Source organism: Streptomyces sp. NPDC034670, assembly GCF_055574875.1.
Genome location: NZ_JBVITR010000030.1, coordinates 32733 through 51351 on the forward strand (window position 1 = coordinate 32733; position 18619 = coordinate 51351).

The following is an 18619-nucleotide window of genomic DNA, read 5'->3' on the forward strand; positions in this document are numbered from 1 at the left end:
CGGGGACGCTACGGGCCGACCCCCTGTGCAGTACAGCTGAGGATTCTTACGTACCCTTAGCCCCCGTGATGACGGATCTTCCTCTGGACCAGGTGCGGACCCTGCTCGCGGTGGTGGACGAGGGGACGTTCGACGCGGCGGCCGCCGCCCTCCACGTGACGCCCTCGGCGGTGAGCCAGCGGGTGAAGGCGCTGGAGCAGCGCACGGGGCGGGTGCTGCTGCTGCGCACCAAACCGGTGCGGCCGACCGAGTCGGGCGAGGTGCTGGTGCGGCTGGCCCGCCAGGTGGCCCGGCTGGAACGGGACGCCCACGCCGAGCTGGGGCTGAGCGGGGCCGGGGAGCCGACCCGGGTGTCGGTGGCGGTGAACGCGGACTCGCTGGCGACCTGGTTCCTCGGGGCCCTGACCGGCGTGCCGCCCGAGGCGCGGCTCTGCTTCGAGCTGCGCCGGGAGGACGAGTCCCACACGGCGGCCCTGCTGCGGGAGGGGACGGTGATGGCCGCGGTGACCTCGTCGCCGGACCCGGTGCCGGGCTGCTCCGTGCGGCACCTGGGGCGGATGCGCTACCTCCCCGTGGCGAACCCGGAGTTCGCCGCGCGGCACCTCGCCGGACCGCTGCCGGAGGCGCTGCCGCGGGCGCCCGTGGTGGTGTTCGACCGGCGGGACGACTTCCAGGACGGCTTCGTCCGCCGGCTCACGCGCGGACGCGCCGAGGCGAGCCCGCGACGCCACCACGTACCGACGTCGGAGGGCTTCGTGGAGTCCGTCGCCGCGGGCCTGGGCTGGGGCATGGTTCCGGAGGCCCAGGTGGGCCCGTTCCTGCGCGCCGGCCGCCTCACGGTCTTCGCCCCGGACCGCGCGGTCGACACCTCCCTGTACTGGCAGCAGTGGAAGCTGGACTCCCCCGCCCTGGCGACGGTGGCCGACGCGGTCGCGGCGGCGGCGGCGCGGGCCCTGCGGGACCAGGGTCCGTCCGGTGGATCCCCGGCCTAGGGCCTTTCGTCGGGCTCGGGCCGGATCGGGGAGCGGGGTCCGGTGCCGTGCGTCGCACGGCGGAGGAGGGCGGCGGGGCGGAGTCCTGCCGACCGACGACCACGCGGCGAGGTGCGGCGCCGGGCCCCGCGAGCCCGGCCCGAGCCCGACGGAAGGCCCTAAGGGCCCGGGCGGGGCCGTGGGGGCAGAGGAGGGGGTTCCGGGGTCTTCCCCGGGGACGCGAGCCGGGCCTCGGCGCTGTCCAGGAGCATGTCCAGCGCCGTCGGGTAGGCGCTGGTGACCATGCGGGCGGCCAGGAGCGGCGCCGCTTCGGCGATGCGGGGGTGGGTGGCGGCGGGGAGGCGGGCGTAGGTCGAGTGCCACCTGTCCTCGTCGGCCCGTCGCGCGGCGCCGGGCAGGGCCAGGGACGCGGCGTCGAGGGCGGCGAAGGCCAGCGTGGTGTCGATGAAGGCGTGGTAGACGCGGACCGTCTCCGGCAGGGAGAAGCCCGCGCGGCGGAGCACGTCCAGCACCGCCTCGTCGGCGGCCAGTTCGTTCGCGCGGCCGGAGACCCGGTTCGCGGTGAGGACGGCCGCCTGCGGGTGGGACAGGTAGGCGGCGTGGATGCGCAGCCCGACGTCCCGCAGGTCGGCGCGCCACCGCCCCGTCGGGCGCCAGCCGCGCAGCGCCCGTCCGATGAGCGCGTCGCCGAGGGCGAGGGTCAGCTCGTCCATGCCGCGGAAGTAGCGGTACAGGGTGCTCGGGTCGCAGTCCAGGGCGAGCCCCAGTCGGCGGGCGGTCAGCCCCGCGCCGCCGTGCTCGCGCAGCAGCCGCAGCGCGGTCTCGACGATCAGCGCCTCGGACAGGATCCGGCCGCTCTTCGTCGGCCTGCGGCGCCGCCGCCGCTCCTCGGGGACCACGCGTTTCGGCATCGCCGCCTCCTGTCGTCGGGTCCTTATGCCAACGCCATTGACCTTACGTCGGCGCACGGCGTTGTATCTCCTGCCGGGGCCCCTCACCTTCGCCGTCCATGAGGACGGACCGACGGACACAGCACGGATCCGAGACGGAAACCCGAGACGGAACCCGAGACGAAAGGGAGTGCTCGCCATGCGTGTACTGCTCGTGGGAGCGGGCGGGGTGGGGACCGCGATCACCCGGATCGCGGCCCGGCGGCCGTTCCTCGACCGGATGGTCGTGTCCGACCGCGACCCGGCCCGGGCCGAGGCGGCGGTCGCGGCCCTCGGCCCGGACGGCGCCCGTTTCCGCGCCGAGCGGGTGGACGCCGGTGACCGGGCGCAGGTGGCCGCGCTGCTCGAACGGCACGGCTGCGACGTCCTGCTCAACGCCGCCGACCCCCGGTTCGTGATGCCGCTGTTCCGCGCCGCGCGCGACGCCGGCGCCACCTACGTCGACATGGCGATGTCCCTGTCCCGGCCGCATCCCGAGCGGCCGTACGAGGAGTGCGGGGTGAAGCTCGGCGACGAGCAGTTCGCGCAGGCCGACGAGTGGGCCGGGGCGGGCGCGCTGGCACTGGTCGGCATGGGGGTGGAGCCCGGCCTGTCGGACGTCTTCGCCCGGTACGCCGCCGACGAGCTCTTCGACACCGTCGAGGAGATCGGCGTCCGCGACGGCGCGAACCTCACGGTGGACGGCTACGGCTTCGCGCCGTCCTTCAGCATCTGGACCACCATCGAGGAGTGCCTCAACCCGCCCGTGGTCTACGAGGCGGAGCGCGGCTGGTTCACCACCGAGCCCTTCAGCGAGCCGGAGGTCTTCGACTTCCCGGAGGGCATCGGCCCGGTGGAGTGCGTGAACGTCGAGCACGAGGAGGTGCTGCTCGTCCCGCGCTGGGTCGACGCGCGCCGCGTCACCTTCAAGTACGGCCTGGGCCGGGAGTTCATCGACACCCTCAGGACGCTGCACCGGCTGGGGCTGGACCGCACCGCGCCGGTGACCGTCCCGGGGCCCGGAGGGCCGGTGGAGGTCTCCCCCAGGGACGTGGTCGCCGCCTGCCTGCCCGACCCGGCGGCGCTGGGCGACCGGATGCGGGGCAAGACCTGTGCGGGCACCTGGGTGCGGGGGGTGAAGGACGGGGCGCCGCGGGAGGTGTACCTGTACCACGTGGTCGACAACGAGTGGTCCATGGCGGAGTACGGCTGCCAGGCCGTGGTGTGGCAGACCGCCGTCAACCCGGTCGTGGCCCTCGAACTGCTCGCCACGGGCGTCTGGTCCGGCGCGGGCGTCCTCGGCCCGGAGGCGTTCCCCGCCGGGCCGTTCCTGGACCTGCTGACCGCCTACGGCTCTCCCTGGGGCATGCGCGAGCAGTGACGCCCCGCACCCGGTCCGCTGTTTCGCCGTGCGCCGACAGGTGACCCGAAAAGGAGCAAGGCACCCCAAGGGTGCACATCCACTCCGATCGCAGGTGACTTTCGATGGACAACTGGCGAAACCGCGCGGCCTGCAGGACCGAGGACCCGGACCTCTTCTTCCCGATCGGCACCTCCGGACCGGCCCTGCTGCAGACGGAGCAGGCCAAGGCGGTGTGCCGGCGCTGTCCCGTCCGGGAACAGTGCCTCCAGTGGGCGCTGGACACGGGACAGACCATCGGGGTGTGGGGCGGCACGAGCGAGACGGAACGACAGGCGCTCAAGCGGCGCATCGCCGCCGCGCGGCGCGCTTCCGGCTGACCCCGCCCCCGGCCCCCGAGCGGTCCCCGGCATCCTCCGGGACCGTCCGCGGGGCCCGCTCAACCGCCGGTCCGGCGCAGTGGCCCCCAGGGACTGTCCTGGCGGGCCACTTCCGCCCTCGCCTCGTCGATCACCGAGGAGTCGATCCAGCACAGCGGACGGACGTCCGCGACCAGCGGTTCGTTGTCGGGGCCGCGGCCGTTCTCCCGGCCCCTGAGCACCCAGGGCCGCACGCCGGGGCCCTTGTCCCGCGGCAGGTGCGCGTAGTCGTGCAGCCGCCGGGCCACCCACAGCCCCACCGGCCGGTCCTGCCACCACCGCTCCACGTCGAGCGGGTTCGCGGACAGGCCCGGCATGGAGACGCCGGTGAGTTCGTCGGTGCTCGTCACGGCGGGCAGGTCGGTCGCCGGGCCGCGGGACCAGCGGACGTACAGCCCGCGGTCCCGCTCGACCAGGGCGGCGAGTTCGGCGAGGGTCCTGACGACCGGCAGATCCTCCGCTGTGCTCATGGGTGACCTCCCTCCACGACGCGGTACCCGCCGGACGGGAACGGAATCTCCTCTTCCGCCCCGGGCGTCCGCCCGCGCGCCGCCGGGTACACCGCAGTACGCTCGCGAAACACCACCGGACGCCGCGGGAAGGGAGCCGCTCATGAGCGTGCGGGTGCGCCGGGTCCACGAGCCGCCCGAGCCGGACGACGGGGTCCGCGTCCTGGTCGACCGGTTGTGGCCGCGCGGTCTGACCAAGGAGGCGGCGCGGGTGGACGAGTGGCCCAAGGGGCTGACCCCGTCGACCGGGCTGCGCCGCTGGTACCACGCGGGCGGGGGATCGTACGAGGAGTTCCGCGGGCGCTACGAGGCGGAGCTGGCCGCTCCCGGGGCCGCCGCGCTCCTGGACCGGGTGCGCGCACTCGCCGGGAAGGGCACCGTGACCCTGCTGACCGCGTCCAGGACGCCGGAGCGCAGCCACGCCGGAGTGCTGGCCCGCCTCCTCGAGGACTGAGGGACGGGCCGGCACCGCGCGTCCTACGCCGTCTGCCCCGCCGCCGCCCGTCCCGCCGCGCGGCCCGAGAAGAGGCAGCCGCCGAGGAAGGTGCCCTCGAGGGCGTTGTACCCGTGGACGCCGCCCCCGCCGAAGCCGGCGACCTCGCCGGCCGCGTACAGCCCCTCGACCGGCCGGCCGTCGGCGCCGAGCGCCCGGGAGTCGAGGTCGGTCTGGATCCCGCCGAGGGTCTTGCGGGTGAGGACGTGCAGCCTGACCCCGATCAGCGGGCCGGCCGCCGGATCGAGGAGGCGGTGCGGCGCGGCGACGCGGCCGAGGCGGTCGCCGAGGTAGCGGCGGGCGTTGCGGATGCCCTGCACCTGGGCGTCCTTGCTGTACGCGTGGCCCATCTGCAGGTCCCGGGCCTCGATCTGGCGCCGGACGACCGCCGCGTCGAGCAGGGGCTCGTCCGTGAGTTCGTTCATCCTCTCGACCAGCTGCTCCAGGGTGGGGGCGGTGACGAAGTCCGCGCCGTTGCGCAGGAACGCGTCCACCGGCCCGGGGGCGCCCTTGCCCAGGAGCCGCTCCCGCAGGAAGCCGGCCCGGTCCTTGGCGGTGATGTCGGGGTTCTGCTCGGAGCCCGACAGGGCGAACTCCTTCTCGACGATCCGCCGGGTGAGGACGAACCAGGAGTGGTCGTGCTCGGCGATGTCCTCGGTGGTGCGCAGGTGCTTCAGCGTGCCGAGGGTGTCGTAGCCGGGCAGGCAGGGCTCGGGCAGGCGGCGGCCGAGGGCGTCGAACCACATCGAGGACGGTCCGGGCAGGATGCGGATGCCGTGCCCGGGCCAGACCGGGTCCCAGTTGTGCAGGCCCTCGGTGTAGTGCCACATGCGGTCCCGGTTGACCAGCCGCGCGCCCGCGCGGGCGCTGATGTCGAGCATCCGCCCGTCGACGTGGGCCGGGACGCCCGTGACCATCTTCCGGGGCGGGGTGCCGAGCCGTTCGGGCCAGTGGCGGCGGACCAGGTCGTGGTCGGCGCCGATGCCGCCGCTGGTGACGATCACGGCCTGGGCGGTGAGCTCGAACGCGCCGGTCCCCTCGCGGCTGGAGGGGACACCGCGCGGTGCGTCGTCCTCGGCCAGCACGGTGCCGCGCACCCCGCGCACGGCACCGTCCCCGACGACCAGCTCGTCGACCCGGTGGCGGTGGTGGAAGGTGAGCAGTCCGTCGCGCGCGGCCTGCCGGGCGTACCGGACGAAGGGCTCGACGACCCCGGTCCCGGTGCCCCAGGCGATGTGGAAGCGGGGCACGGTGTTGCCGTGGCCGTCCGCGCGGAGGTCGCCGCGCTCGGCCCAGCCGACCGTGGGCAGGAAGCCGATGCCGTGCCCGTCCAGCCAGGACCGCTTCTCCCCCGCCGCCCACTCGACGTAGGCCCGCGCCCAGCGCACTGCCCAGCTGTCCTCGTCGTCCAGCCGGTCGAAGCCCGCGCTGCCGCGCCAGTCGCTCCAGGCGAGTTCGAAGGAGTCCTTGATCCCCAGGCGCCGCTGCTCCGGGGACCCGACGAGGAACAGCCCGCCGAAGGACCAGAAGGCCTGGCCCCCGAGGTTGGCGGCGTTCTCCTGGTCGACCAGGGCGACCCGGCGGCCCCTGCTGGTCAGTTCGTGGGCCGCGACCAGGCCCGCGAGGCCCGCTCCCACGACGATGACGTCGGCGTCCATGACGAGAAGTCCCTCCCTCATCCGCGCCCGTGCGCGGCCGGCTCGGCGCGGCCGTCGGTGAGCAGCGCGGTCAGCAGTTGCCGCAGCCAGGCGCGGGCGCCCGCGACGTCCCGGTCCAGCAGCAGTCGGGTGGTGACGCCGTCGTACGCGGCGACCACGGCGTGCGCGGCGCCGTCCGCGCCGCCGAGGACGGCGGGCAGCGCGGTGCGGCCGCGGGCCCGGGCCAGCCGGTCCGCGACGGCCCGCCGCAGTCGCGCCCGGTGCTCCAGCAGGCAGCGCGCCACCTCCGGGTCGCGGGCGGCGTGCACCAGGAAGTCCGTCTTGACCAGCAGCCAGTCGCGGTCGAGCAGCAGCACCTCGGTGACCCGGTCCACGGCGGCGGGCACGTCGAGGTCGGGTCCGCCCCGGGCGAGGGCCTGCGCCACCTGCTCGGCGATCAGTTCGGCGCGCTCCGCGTACAGGGCGAAGAACAACTCGTCCAGGCCGGTGAAGTTGGAGTAGAAGGCGCCCCGGGTGTAGCCGGCGGCCCCGCAGACCTCCTCGATGGAGACGTGCCCGAAGCCCTTGGCCGCGAACACGGAGAACGCCGCCCGCAGGAGGTTCGCGCGCGTGCGGGCGCGGCGCCCGCCCGCGGCCGTGCCGTCCGCCACCGCCTCCCCCTCCGCCCGTCGCCCCCGCGTTCGATACGGGAACGTATCCGATGCACCGGTGCATCGAAAGCCCCGGGAGCGGCGGAAGTCCGTCCTCCCGGCCGCTCCGCGCCGCTTCTGCTTTCCTGGTGTCCCCCGGTGGCGGGGAGCGGGACGACGGGAGCGTGGGACGGTCATGCGGGCGGACGTGCGGCACGTGGCGGACGGCACCTACCTGGTGCACGGCACCCACACCAACTGGGTGATCCTCACGGAGGGGGACGCCGTCACGCTGATCGACACCGGCTACCCCGGCGACCGCGAGCGGCTTCTCGACTCACTGGCGCAGGTGGGGAGTTCCCCGGAGGCGGTGGCCGCCGTGCTGGTCACCCACGCCCACACCGACCACCTCGGCTCCGCCGAGCACCTGCGGGCCGCGTACGGCACGCCCGTGTACGCCCACGAGGCCGAAGTGCCGCACGTGCGGCGGGACTTCCTCCACCAGGTGACCGTCGGGCGGATCCTGCGCAACGGCTGGCGCCCGGGTGTGCTGCCCTGGGCGCTGCGCGCCCTGCGCTCCGGCGGGACGGCCGACGTGGCGGTCGCCGCGGCCGGGCCCTTCCCGCGGCCGGGCCCGCTCGATCTGCCCGGCCGGCCCGTCCCCGTGCCCACGCCCGGCCACACCGACGGGCACTGCGCCTTCCACCTCCCCCACGCCGGGGCGGTGGTGTCGGGCGACGCCCTGGTGAGCGGTCACCCCACCGCGCGGACGACGGGACCGCAGCTGCTGCCGGACATGTTCCACCACGCACGCGCCGCCGCCGTGGCCTCGCTGGACGTCCTGGCGGCGCTGGAGGGCGACCTGCTGCTGCCCGGGCACGGCCCGGCGCACGGGGGATCCGTCCGGGACGCGGCCCGGCTGGCCCGCGAGCGGGCGCGCTGAGGGCTGCCCCGTGATCCGCGGCGTCGCGCGCCCGCCGGGGATCACGGGGCAGCCCTTAGGGTGAGGAGAGGATCACCCGCGAGACGAGGACACCCGAGGCATGGCCCTGCAGATCAGCGCGACCACTCCGGAGCACCCCGCGCTCCTGCTGGAACTGCCGTGGCACCTTCCCCTGGAGGAGTGGCCGCAGGAGCACCTGGTGCCGCTGCCGCGCGGCATCTCCCGGCACGTGGTGCGCCACGCCCGCGCCGGTGACGAGGTGATCGCGGTCAAGGAGCTCGCCCGGCGTCCCGCGCTGCGCGAGTACGAGCTGCTGCGCGACCTGGACCGGATCGGCATCCCCGCGGTGGACCCGCTCGCCGTGGTCACCGGCCGCACCGGCCCGGCCGGGGAGCCGCTGGAGAGCGTCCTGGTCACCCGGCACCTCGGCGGTTCGATGCCGTACCGGTCGATGTTCGAGACGACGCTGCGGCCGGCGACCGTGCACCGGCTGATGGACGCGCTCGCGGTGCTCCTGGTGCGGCTGCACCTCGCCGGGTTCGTCTGGGGCGACTGCTCGCTGTCCAACACGCTGTTCCGGCGGGACGCGGGCGCCTACGCCGCCTACCTCGTGGACGCCGAGACCGGCGAGCTGCACCCGGAGCTGAGCGCCGGCCGGCGCGAGTACGACCTCGACCTCGCCCGCGTCAACATCAGCGGGGAGCTGCTGGACCTGGAGGCCTCCGGAGCGCTGCACCCGTCGGTCGACCCGCTCGACTTCGGCGCCGAGATCTGCGCCCGCTACCGGGACCTGTGGACCGAGCTGACCCGCACCTCGGTCTACCCGGCGGGCCGGTACCACCACATCGAGCGCCGCATCCGCCGCCTGAACGAGCTCGGTTTCGACGTGGCCGAGATGCAGATCGAGCGCGCCTCCAACGGCGACACGGTCACCTTCGTGCCCAAGGTCGTCGACGCCGGGCACCACCAGCGCCAGCTGCTGCGCCTGACCGGGCTGGACACCGAGGAGAACCAGGCCCGGCGGCTGCTGAGCGACCTGGAGAGCTGGATGGCCGCCCAGGACGACCACGCCCTGGGCGCCCGTCCGGAGGTCCTCGCCCACCGCTGGGTGCGGGAGGTGTTCCGCCCCACCGTGCGGGCCGTCCCGCCCGGGCCGCGCGGCGCGATGGACCCGGCGGAGATCTACCACGAGCTCCTGGAGCACCGCTGGTACCTCTCCGAGCGGGCCCAGCACGACATCGGCATGGACACGGCGGTCGAGGACTACGTCAGGAACGTCCTGCCGGGAAGGCGGGACGTGCCGCGGTCCCCGGCCGGCTGAGCCGGGGACCGGATCAGACCTGCGGCACCACGGCCACCGGGCAGTCGGCGTGGTGCAGCACTCCGTAGGCCACCGAACCGATCCGGGTGCCGACGGCCGTGCGGCGGGCGCGGCGGCCGACGACCATCAGCTGGGCCGTGCCGGCCACCGAGAGCAGCACCTGGCCGGCGCTGCCCATCTCCACGTGCTCGACCACGCGCACGTCCGGGTAGCGCTCCCGCCACGGCGCGAGTGCCGCCGCGAGGGCCTTCTGCTCGTACGGCTCCAGCCCGCCGGCCTCGTCGAGGAGCTGCAGCGAGGCCGGGCTGTAGGCGAACATCGGCGGCAGCGTCCAGGCGCGCACGGCCCGGACGGTGGCCCCGCGCCGGGCGGCGGTCTCGAAGGCGAAACCGAGCGCGGCGGCGCTGTCCTGCGGGTCGCCGTGCTGGCCGACGACGATCTCGCGCCCGGCGACCTCGCCCGAGGGCTGGTCCCCGGCCCGGACGAACACCACCGGCCGCCGGGCCTCGACGATCACCTGCTGGCCGACCGAGCCGACCAGGAAGCCCATGATCCGTCCGTGTCCGCGCGAGCCGAGCACCAGCATCTCCGCGTCCGCCGCGGCGCCGGTCAGGGTCTCGACGGCGTCGCCCTCGAGGACGTCCGTCGTCACGGCGAGGTCCCGGTGCCGCTCGGTGACGGTGCGGGCCGCCTCCCCCACCCCCTCGCGCACCCACCGCTCCTGGGCGGCGGCGTCCCCCGTGTCCACCGCGTCGTGCGCCTGGAACCGCCAGGCGTGCACCACCCGCAGCGGCAGTTCCCGGCGCACGGCCTCGCGCGCCGCCCAGGCCAGTGCGGCGAGGCTCTCCTCGGTTCCGTCGATGCCTGCCGTGATCGGGCGCGTCATGCGGTTTCCTCCCGGTGTCGTGTCCGCTTCGCGCGGTCCAGTCTTCCCTACGGCGCCGCGACGACTCCCGGGCGGCGGCGGGCCGGGCGGCGGCGGGTTCCGCGCGTCCTCCCCGCGCCGCACCGGGAACTCACGCATACCCGGGCGAACCGGCACGATCGCGCCTACGATGGGCGGGGTCGGCGCGACGGCCGCACCCGGGGCCGTCGGGCCGGGAACCCGCCCGCTCCCGTGTGGGGGACGCATGGCACAGGCCACCGACGCAGCGCGGACCGTCATCATGACCGTGGACGACGATCCGGGCGTCTCCCGCGCCGTGGCCCGGGACCTGCGGCGGCACTACGGGGCGTCGTACCGGATCGTGCGCGCGGAGTCCGGCGGGTCCGCGCTCGACGCGCTGCGCGAGCTGAAGCTGCGCGGGGACCTCGTCGCGGTGATCCTCGCCGACTACCGGATGCCGCAGATGAACGGCATCGAGTTCCTCGAGCAGGCCCTGGACGTGTACCCGGGGGCGCGGCGGGTGCTGCTGACCGCGTACGCGGACACCGGCGCGGCGATCGACGCGATCAACGTCGTCGACCTCGACCACTACCTGCTCAAGCCCTGGGACCCGCCGGAGGAGAAGCTCTACCCGGTCCTGGACGACCTGCTCGAGGCGTGGCGGCGCAGCGACCACCGGCCCGTGCCCAGCACCAAGGTGGTCGGCCACCGCTGGTCGGCGCGCTCCTCGGACGTGCGGGAGTTCCTGGCCCGCAACCAGGTCCCCTACCGCTGGTACCCCTTCGACGGGCCGGAGGGCCGGCGGCTGCTGGCGGCCGCCGGCGCGGACGGGACGCGGCTGCCGGTGGTGGTCACGCCGGACGGGACGGCGCTGGTGGAGCCCGAGCCCGTGGAACTCGCCGCGCACGTGGGGCTGGCGACGACACCGGCGGCCGGCTTCTACGACCTGGTGGTGGTCGGCGGCGGGCCGGCCGGGCTGGGCGCGGCGGTGTACGGGGCCTCGGAGGGGCTGCGGACCGTGCTGGTGGAGCGGTCGGCGACCGGCGGCCAGGCCGGGCAGAGCTCGCGGATCGAGAACTACCTGGGCTTCCCCGACGGGGTGTCCGGGGCCCAGCTCACCGGGCGGGCGCGCCGGCAGGCGGCGCGGTTCGGCGCCGAGATCCTCACCGCGCGCGAGGCCACGGGACTGGAGGTCGGCGGATCCGCCCGCGTCGTGCGGTTCTCCGACGGTTCGGCCGTCGCCGCGCACAGCGTGATCCTGGCGACCGGGGTGTCCTACCGGCGGCTGGCGGCGCCCGGCTGCGACGACCTGACCGGCCGCGGCGTGTACTACGGGTCGGCGCTGACGGAGGCGTCCGCCTGCCAGGGGCAGGACGTGTACGTCGTCGGCGGCGCGAACTCCGCCGGCCAGGCGGCGACGTACCTGGCGCGGGGCGCCGCGTCGGTGACGCTGCTGGTGCGCGGGCCCGACCTGGCGGCGACGATGTCGTACTACCTGATCCGGCAGATCGACGAGGCGCCGAACATCTCGGTGCGGGCCGGCACGGTCGTCGAGGCGGCGCACGGCGACGGTCACCTGGAGCACCTGACCCTGCGCGACGTCCGGACCGGGCGCACCGAACCGGTCGACGCGCAGTGGCTGTTCGTGTTCATCGGCGCGGCGCCGCCGACCGGCTGGCTGGACGGCACGGTGCTGCGGGACGAGCGCGGGTTCGTCCTCGCGGGACCCGATCTCACCGTCGACGGACGGCCGCCGGCGGGCTGGGAGCTGGACCGGCCGCCGTACCACCTGGAGACCAGCGTCCCCGGCGTCTTCGCCGCGGGCGACGTGCGCGCGGAGTCCGCCAAGCGGGTGGCGTCCGCCGTCGGAGAGGGAGCCATGGCCGTGATGCTCGTCCACCGGTACCTGGAGCAGTCGTGAACGGGGGGACGACGCCCTGCAGCCCGCAGGAGATCGGTTCGCTGTTCCTGTTCGAGAAGCTCACCCCGCAGCAGCTCGGGCGGCTGTGCCGCGAGGGCCGGGTGGAGAGGTGCGGGCCCGGACCGGTCTACGCGGAGGGCGACCCGGCCACGTGCTTCTACGTGCTGCTGGAGGGCACCGTGGTGCTGTCCCGCAGGATCGGCGGGGAGGACGTCGAGGTCAGCCGGACGTCCCAGCGCGGGGTGTACGCGGGTGCCATGCAGGCGTACCTCGGGGACCGGGTGCCGCAGGTCTACAACAACTCGATGCGGGTGACCGTGCCGACGCGGTTCTTCGTGCTGCCCGCGGACACGTTCGCGAGCATCGTGCAGGAGTGGTTCCCGATGGCGGTCCACCTCCTGGAGGGGCTGTTCCTCGGGTCGAAGACCACCCAGCGGGCCATCGGGCAGCGGGAACGGCTGCTGGCGCTCGGCTCGTTGTCGGCCGGACTGACGCACGAGCTCAACAACCCGGCCGCGGCGGCCGTACGGGCGACCGCGGCCCTGCGGGAGCGCGTGGCCAGGATGCGGCGCAAACTGCGGGTGATCTCGGCGGGCGCGTACGCGCCCGAGACGCTGGCGGGCCTGATCGAGATCCAGGAGCGCACGGCCGAACGGGTCGCCAAGGCACCCGTGCTCAGCCCCCTGGAGGCGGCGGACCGCGAGGACGCCCTCTCCGACTGGCTCGACGACCACGGCATCGCCGAGGGCTGGCGGGCCGCCCCCGTCTTCGTGCAGGCCGGTCTCGACCTCGACTGGCTGGACCAGGTCGCCGCCGCCGTGGACGGGGAACTCCTCCCCGGCGCGATCGGCTGGCTCAGCTACACGGTCGAGACCGAGCTGCTGATGGACGAGATCCAGGACTCCACGGCCCGCATCTCCCACCTGGTCGACGCCGCCAGGCAGTACGCGCAGCTCGACCGCGCTCCCTATCGATCGGTCGACGTGCACGAACTCCTCGACAGCACCCTGCTGATGCTGTCGGCGAAGACCGGCCAGCGGATCGAGGTCGTCAAGGAGTACGACCGCACGCTGCCGAGGGTCCCGGCGTACCCGGCCGAACTCAACCAGGTGTGGACGAACCTGATCGACAACGCGGTCTCCGCCATCGACGCCGCGGAAGGCGACGGCGGCACCCTGACCGTGCGCACCGCGCGGGAGGACGACCGGCTGCTGGTGGAGTTCCGCGACACCGGGACCGGGATCCCGCCGGAGATCCGCGACCGGGTCTTCGACCCCTTCTTCACCACCAAGCCGGTGGGCGAGGGCACCGGGCTCGGCCTGGACATCTCCTGGCGGATCGTGGTCGACAAGCACCACGGCGGCCTGCGGTTCACGTCCGAGCCGGGCGACACCCGCTTCCAGGTGCTGCTCCCGCTCACCGCGCCGTCCCCCGACGACAGTCCCGAGGAACCCGAGGAGCCGTCATGACCGGTGACCACGCCATCGACCCGAGCGTCCCGCCGAGCGGCGCGGGCTGCGCCGACTGCGAGTCCGCCGGGGGCTGGTGGTTCCACCTGCGGCGCTGCGCGCGGTGCGGCCACGTCGGCTGCTGCGACAGCTCGCCGAGCCGGCACGCCACCGCGCACTACGAGGCGACGGGGCATCCCGTGGTCCGCAGCTACGAGCCCGGCGAGGACTGGTTCTGGAACTACGCCACCGGCGAGCTGTACGCGTCCGGCCCCCGTCTGGCGCCCCCGGTCAGCCACCCGGCGGACCAGCCGGTCCCGGGTCCGGCCGGAAGGGTGCCGGTGAACTGGGCCGAGACGCTGCGGGGCTGAGGCCCGGCACCGGGCACAGCACGCCGCGCGGCCCCCGGCGCCCCGCCGGCCGGCGCCTTCGGCACCCCGGCGGCGACGAGCGCGGGGAGGGCGCCGCCTCGACGAGCTCGGGGAGGGCGCCGCCCCCGGCGGGCCCCGCCGGGAACCCGCGCCGCCGGCCGGCCGTTGTCCGGACACCCCCACCGGTCCGGACGACGACAGCAGGGCGGTGCCATGAGCGAGCTGGTCCCCGGCGGCAACCTGCCCCTCCCGGACGGTGCCCTGACCGTCCGGGTGCCCGGCCCCTTCGACGTGTCCGCGCTGATCACGGACGACGGCGGCACGGTCCGGGACGACGGCGACTTCGTGTTCTACAACCAGCCGTCCGCGCCCGGCGCCCGCCTGTCCGGGGACACGCTCACCGTCGAACCGCACGCGCTGCGCCCCGGCGCCACCCGGGTCACGGTGGCCGTCAGCCCCGCCGAACCCGGCACGCCCCTGAGCGGCTTGCCCTCCCCCGCGCTCCGGGTCACCGACTCCCGCGGACGCCCGCTGGCCCGGTTCGCACCGCCGCGCCCCGGCCGGGAGACGGTCCTGCTCCTCGCGGAGATCTACCGGCGCGGCGAGGGGTGGCGGCTGCGCGCGCTGGGCCAGGGGTACGCCGACGGACTGGCCGGGCTGGCCCGGGACTTCGGCGTGGACGTCGCGGACGACGGACCCGGGGCCGGCGCTCCGGCACCCGTCACGGCCCGGGGACCGGCCGCCCGCGCCCGTCCGGCGGACCCGGGGCCCGGTTCCGCCCCCGACCCGGACGGTTTCCTCGGCCTGGTCAACTCCGCCCGGTCGAGGGCCGGTTCCCCTCCGGTGGTCCTCGACGCCCGCCTGGTGTCCGCGGCGCGGGCGCACGCCGCGGCCATGGCCGCGGGAGGGCGCCTCGGCATCGAGAGCCGGGACGGCGTCTCCGTCTACCAGCGCGTCGTCGCCGCCGGATACCCGTACCTCGCCGTCGGCGAGCACCTGGTCTCGGGGCCGCGCACCCCCGCCGAGTTCGTCTCCTCCTGCCTGCGCCACGCACCGCCCCGCCGGACCCTGCACGACCCCGCCTTCACCCATGCCGGTGTCGCCCGCGCCGAGGACGGCCCGTCCGGCGGCACCTACTGGACGGCCCTGTGGGCCAGTCCGCTCACCCCGGAGGGCCTGGACCGGACGGCCGCCGAGGTCGTCGGCCTCACCAACCGGGAGCGCGCCGGAGCCGGGCTGCCGCCCCTGTCCCGCGATCCCCTGCTGACGGCGGCCGCCCAGGCCCACAGCGCCGACATGGTGGCCCGCGACTTCTACTCCCACACCGCCCCCGACGGCAGCGGCCCCGGGGAGCGGGCCGCGGCGGCGGGCTCCGCGCGGCGGACGATCGGCGAGAACATCGCCTGCGGCCAGCGGTCGGCCGCCGAGGTCGTCAGGGGGTGGATGAACAGTCCCGGCCACCGCGCCAACATCCTCGGGCCGGACTTCACCCACGTCGGCGTCGGCTTCGTCGGCGGCGGCCGGGCGGGCACCTACTGGACCCAGCTCCTCGGCGCCTGACGGCGAACCGGCCCCCCGGCACCCGAACCCGCCCCCGGCACCTGAGGACGCCTCACCGGGCGCGCCGCCGACCGGCGGTGGCGGGGGAACGGGGCAGCGGGTGAGGATACCCCCATGAAGGGTGACCTGTTTTCCAGTCGGCACATGGTGCAGCCCGCCACGGCTGCGGGCATGACGGTCGAGAACGCCAAGTGCCTCAGGTACACGGTGAACGGTGAGATGCTCGCCCGGCAGGGCGCGATGGTCGCCTACCGCGGCAGTCTCCAGTTCGAGCGCAGGGGCCAGGGCGTGGGCGGCATGCTCAAGCGCGCGGTGACCGGCGAGGGCCTGCCGTTGATGGCGGTGCGCGGGCAGGGCGAGGCCTGGTTCGCGCACGAGGCGCAGAACTGCTTCGTCGTCGAGGTCGACCCGGGCGACGAGTTCACCGTCAACGGCCGCAACGTCCTGTGCTTCGACGCCACGCTGTCCTACCGCATCGCGACCGTGAAGGGCGCGGGCATCACCGGTGGCGGCCTGTTCAACAGCGTCTTCACCGGACACGGCCGGCTGGGGCTGGTCTGCGAGGGCGATCCGCTGGTCATCCCGGTCTCGCCGCAGCATCCGGTGTACGTGGACACGGACGCGGTCGTCGGCTGGACCGCGGGCCTGGAGACCTCGCTGCACCGTTCGCAGTCGCTCGGTTCGATGCTGCGCGGCGGCTCGGGCGAGGCCGTGCAGCTGGTGCTGCGGGGCGAGGGCCACGTCGTCGTGCGCCCCAGCGAGGCGACGCCCCAGAAGGTGCAGCAGCGCTGAGGGGTCCTCCCGGCCCGCGGATGCCCGCCCGGGCGGGCATCCGCGGTGATCTGCGCCTCACGGGCAACCCGGCCGCCCCCGCCGTCGTCTTGATCGGCAACAGGTGATGCCCCGGCCCCCGGGCCGGAGCATCCGTCCACCCCCCACGGCACGCCGTGTATGCACACCGTGTATACGCGTCATGTATACACATCGCGCATACCTGCGGTGCGTACCGGCGCGCACCGGACCGGAAGGCTTCGATGTACGGCAAGGCATTCGCCCCGGAGTACCAGGGCCCCCTCACCGCCCTGTCGGTGAACTCCTCACTGACCGACGTACTGGCCGCGGGGACCGCGCAGTTGAGAGCGGCCGAGCGCGAGGGCAGGCCCGGCGAGGCGGCGCGCTCCGGGCTCGCGGTGGCCGAGGCGCACCGCCGGCTGGGGCGGGTCGAGGAGGCCGACCGGGCGTGGAAGGCGAGCTACCGCGCGGCCCGTACGGCCGGGGACACGGCGGCGATGGCCTGGGCGCTGTGGAGCGGCGGCACCCTCGCCCGGCAGCGCGGCGCGTTCCCCCTGGCCCGCCGGCTGCTCCGGCTCGCGGCGGAACTCGGCGAGCTCGGCGGGGACGTCGTCGTACGGGGCTACTCCCTCGCCGGACTGGCGGAGACCGGCCGGATCCAGGGCGACTACGAGGAGGTCGGCCGGCTGCACGAGCAGCTGCTGGCCGAGGCCAGGCGGCGCGGCGAGGCCCGGCACACCGTCTGGGCGCTGGAGGGCATCGCGCAGATGCACCGCAACACCGGCGCCCTCGACACCGCGTACGCCCTGTTCGAGGAGGCCGCGGACATCGCCGCCCGGGCCGAGGACCGGCGCGGTCACGCCTGGGCACTGCGCGGACTCGCCGACGTGGTGTCCGCGCGGGACGGCGACACCGGGCGCGCGCTCGGCCTGCTCTCCGAGGCGGAGGCGTCGTGCCGCGCCATGAAGCTCTCCGGCGCCCTGGCCTACAACCACAAGATGCGCGGCAACGTCCTGTACCGCGCCGGACGTCACGCCGAGGCCCGCACGTGGTACGAGCGGGCGCTGGAGGAGTTCCGCGCCATGGGCGAGCCGCGCGGGGAGGCGCTCTCCCGGCTGGGCCTGGCCAAGTCGCTGGCCCGCCTGGGCCGGGACCGCGGCGAGACGGCCGCCGAACTCGCCGATCTGGCCCGGGTGCTGGAGCGGATCGGCCTCAGGCACGCCCGGGACATGGTGGCGCGGGCCCGGCAGGAGCTCGGCGTGGACGCCGACGCGGCGGCGGGGGCCGCCCGGTGACGGCGCCCGGTTCCGCCGCGCCGGTCCTCGCTCCCCGCGTGCTCGACCGCTGCCGGGCCCTGGTCCGGCCCGCGCTGGCCGAGGCCGTGGGGCGGATGCACCCCTGGGTCGGCGAGATGGCGGCGTACGCGTTCGGCTGGTGCGAGGTGGGCGGCGCCCCGGCCTCGGCCTCCGGCGGCAAGGGCGTGCGGCAGGCGCTGGCCGTGCTCGGCGCCGAGGCGGCGGGCGCGCCCGGAAGGGCCGGGGTGGCCGCCGCGGTCGCCGTGGAGCTGGTGCACACCTTCTCCCTGCTGCACGACGACATCATGGACGGCGACGCGGCCAGGCGCCGCCGCCCGGCCGTGTGGAAGGCCTACGGCACCGGACCCGCGGTCCTGGCGGGCGACGCCCTGTTCGCGCTGGCCGTCGAGACGCTCGCCGCCCGGCCGGGCGGCGCCGCGGCCGTGCGGGCGCTGTCGGCGGCGCTGGGCGACCTGGTGCGCGGGCAGGCGGACGACCTGCTGTTCGCCGTCCGGCCCTGGAGGGGCCCGCAGCGGGTGCGGCCGGACGAGTACCGGGTCATGGCCGAGCGCAAGACGGGGGCGCTGCTGGGGTGCGCGGCGTCCCTGGGCGCCGTGCTCGGCGGCGGTGGCGCGGGGACGTCCGCGGCGCTGGACCGTGCGGGACGGCACCTCGGGGTCGCCTTCCAGATCGTCGACGACGTCCTCGGCGTCTGGGGCGACCCGGCGGTCACGGGCAAACCCGTGCACGGCGACCTGCGCGAGCGGAAGAAGACGTTCCCGGTGCTGGTCGCGCTGGGGACGCCGGCGGCCCCGCGCCTCGCCGCGCTCCTGGAGTCGGGCGCGGATCCCGCGGCGGCGGCCGCGCTGATCGAGGAGGCGGGCGGCCGGTCGGCGGCGCTCGCCGAGGCACGCCGCCACCTCACGGCCGTCGAGGCCGCGCTCACCGCCGTCCCGCTGGAGGCGGGGGCGGTCGCCGAGCTGCGGTCGCTGCTCGACTTCCTGGTCCGGCGGGACCTGTGATCCCGCGGCGGCCCGGCGAACGGTGTTGACCTCGGCGGGTCCCGCGGGTGAGGGTTCGGTACGGCGCGGGT

Annotated in this window: 18 protein-coding genes; 13 read left to right on the forward strand and 5 right to left on the reverse strand. The window is 75.5% G+C overall.

The annotated features are described in order from the left end of the window. The first annotated feature begins 68 nt into the window (after positions 1-68). Positions 69-992 (forward strand): LysR family transcriptional regulator ArgP, encoded by a 924-nt coding sequence (locus ACZ56B_RS20165; RefSeq protein WP_468791956.1) that lies wholly within the window; start codon positions 69-71, stop codon positions 990-992. A gap of 158 nt (positions 993-1150) precedes the next feature. On the opposite strand, the gene ACZ56B_RS20170 is transcribed toward ACZ56B_RS20165, so the two are convergent. Beyond that, entirely contained in the window at positions 1151-1903 is a 753-nt protein-coding gene (locus ACZ56B_RS20170) for a TetR/AcrR family transcriptional regulator (protein ID WP_468791959.1), read from the reverse strand. A 178-nt stretch (positions 1904-2081) separates the two neighbouring features. Between ACZ56B_RS20170 and ACZ56B_RS20175 the strand changes: the two genes are divergently transcribed. Both ACZ56B_RS20175 and ACZ56B_RS20180 read left to right on the forward strand, forming a co-directional pair. Then, positions 2082-3302: a saccharopine dehydrogenase family protein gene (locus ACZ56B_RS20175; RefSeq protein WP_468791962.1), complete on the forward strand. Its 1221-nt coding sequence runs from the start codon at positions 2082-2084 to the stop codon at positions 3300-3302. A gap of 104 nt (positions 3303-3406) precedes the next feature. Next, positions 3407-3661 carry a WhiB family transcriptional regulator gene (locus ACZ56B_RS20180; RefSeq protein ID WP_468791965.1) on the forward strand — a complete coding sequence of 85 codons (255 nt, stop codon included), beginning with the start codon at positions 3407-3409 and terminating at the stop codon, positions 3659-3661. Positions 3662-3720: 59 nt separating this feature from the next. On the opposite strand, the gene ACZ56B_RS20185 is transcribed toward ACZ56B_RS20180, so the two are convergent. After that, positions 3721-4170 carry a DUF6098 family protein gene (locus tag ACZ56B_RS20185; RefSeq protein WP_468791968.1) on the reverse strand — a complete coding sequence of 150 codons (450 nt, stop codon included), beginning with the start codon at positions 4168-4170 and terminating at the stop codon, positions 3721-3723. Between the two features lie 142 nt (positions 4171-4312). Between ACZ56B_RS20185 and ACZ56B_RS20190 the strand changes: the two genes are divergently transcribed. Further along, on the forward strand, positions 4313-4663 hold the full coding sequence (locus ACZ56B_RS20190; RefSeq protein WP_468791971.1) for a DUF488 domain-containing protein: 351 nt from the start codon (positions 4313-4315) through the stop codon (positions 4661-4663). Positions 4664-4686: 23 nt separating this feature from the next. Here the strand turns inward: ACZ56B_RS20190 and ACZ56B_RS20195 are convergent, their stop codons facing one another. Then, positions 4687-6360 carry an FAD-binding dehydrogenase gene (locus ACZ56B_RS20195; protein ID WP_468791974.1) on the reverse strand — a complete coding sequence of 558 codons (1674 nt, stop codon included), beginning with the start codon at positions 6358-6360 and terminating at the stop codon, positions 4687-4689. 17 nt (positions 6361-6377) lie between these two features. Next, positions 6378-7010, reverse strand: a complete 633-nt coding sequence (locus tag ACZ56B_RS20200) for a TetR/AcrR family transcriptional regulator (RefSeq protein WP_468791977.1) — start codon at positions 7008-7010, stop codon at positions 6378-6380. 175 nt (positions 7011-7185) lie between these two features. Between ACZ56B_RS20200 and ACZ56B_RS20205 the strand changes: the two genes are divergently transcribed. After that, the gene (locus ACZ56B_RS20205; RefSeq protein ID WP_468791980.1) at positions 7186-7932 is read left to right on the forward strand and encodes an MBL fold metallo-hydrolase; all 747 of its coding nucleotides are present in this window, start codon (positions 7186-7188) and stop codon (positions 7930-7932) included. A gap of 100 nt (positions 7933-8032) precedes the next feature. Then, positions 8033-9253: a DUF4032 domain-containing protein gene (locus ACZ56B_RS20210; protein WP_468791983.1), complete on the forward strand. Its 1221-nt coding sequence runs from the start codon at positions 8033-8035 to the stop codon at positions 9251-9253. Between the two features lie 13 nt (positions 9254-9266). Here the strand turns inward: ACZ56B_RS20210 and ACZ56B_RS20215 are convergent, their stop codons facing one another. Continuing rightward, the gene (locus tag ACZ56B_RS20215; protein WP_468791986.1) at positions 9267-10139 is read right to left on the reverse strand and encodes a universal stress protein; all 873 of its coding nucleotides are present in this window, start codon (positions 10137-10139) and stop codon (positions 9267-9269) included. 244 nt (positions 10140-10383) lie between these two features. Here ACZ56B_RS20215 and ACZ56B_RS20220 point away from each other — a divergent pair, with 244 nt between their 5' ends. The 7 genes from ACZ56B_RS20220 to ACZ56B_RS20250 all read left to right on the forward strand — a co-directional run bounded on the left by ACZ56B_RS20220 (position 10384) and on the right by ACZ56B_RS20250 (position 18548). Next, positions 10384-12060 carry an NAD(P)/FAD-dependent oxidoreductase gene (locus tag ACZ56B_RS20220; RefSeq protein WP_468791989.1) on the forward strand — a complete coding sequence of 559 codons (1677 nt, stop codon included), beginning with the start codon at positions 10384-10386 and terminating at the stop codon, positions 12058-12060. Further along, on the forward strand, positions 12057-13529 hold the full coding sequence (locus ACZ56B_RS20225; protein ID WP_468791992.1) for an ATP-binding protein: 1473 nt from the start codon (positions 12057-12059) through the stop codon (positions 13527-13529). Before ACZ56B_RS20220 ends, ACZ56B_RS20225 begins: the two co-directional genes overlap by 4 nt. Beyond that, positions 13526-13879 (forward strand): UBP-type zinc finger domain-containing protein, encoded by a 354-nt coding sequence (locus ACZ56B_RS20230; protein ID WP_468791995.1) that lies wholly within the window; start codon positions 13526-13528, stop codon positions 13877-13879. The genes ACZ56B_RS20225 and ACZ56B_RS20230 overlap by 4 nt, the downstream gene beginning before the upstream one ends. A gap of 213 nt (positions 13880-14092) precedes the next feature. Beyond that, positions 14093-15439 carry a CAP domain-containing protein gene (locus ACZ56B_RS20235; protein ID WP_468791998.1) on the forward strand — a complete coding sequence of 449 codons (1347 nt, stop codon included), beginning with the start codon at positions 14093-14095 and terminating at the stop codon, positions 15437-15439. 114 nt (positions 15440-15553) lie between these two features. Beyond that, positions 15554-16231: an AIM24 family protein gene (locus ACZ56B_RS20240; protein ID WP_468792001.1), complete on the forward strand. Its 678-nt coding sequence runs from the start codon at positions 15554-15556 to the stop codon at positions 16229-16231. Between the two features lie 242 nt (positions 16232-16473). Beyond that, positions 16474-17526 carry a tetratricopeptide repeat protein gene (locus ACZ56B_RS20245; RefSeq protein ID WP_468792004.1) on the forward strand — a complete coding sequence of 351 codons (1053 nt, stop codon included), beginning with the start codon at positions 16474-16476 and terminating at the stop codon, positions 17524-17526. Continuing rightward, complete coding sequence (locus ACZ56B_RS20250) at positions 17523-18548, forward strand: polyprenyl synthetase family protein (protein WP_468792007.1); 1026 nt, start codon at positions 17523-17525, stop codon at positions 18546-18548. Before ACZ56B_RS20245 ends, ACZ56B_RS20250 begins: the two co-directional genes overlap by 4 nt. The last annotated feature ends 71 nt before the right edge of the window (positions 18549-18619 follow it).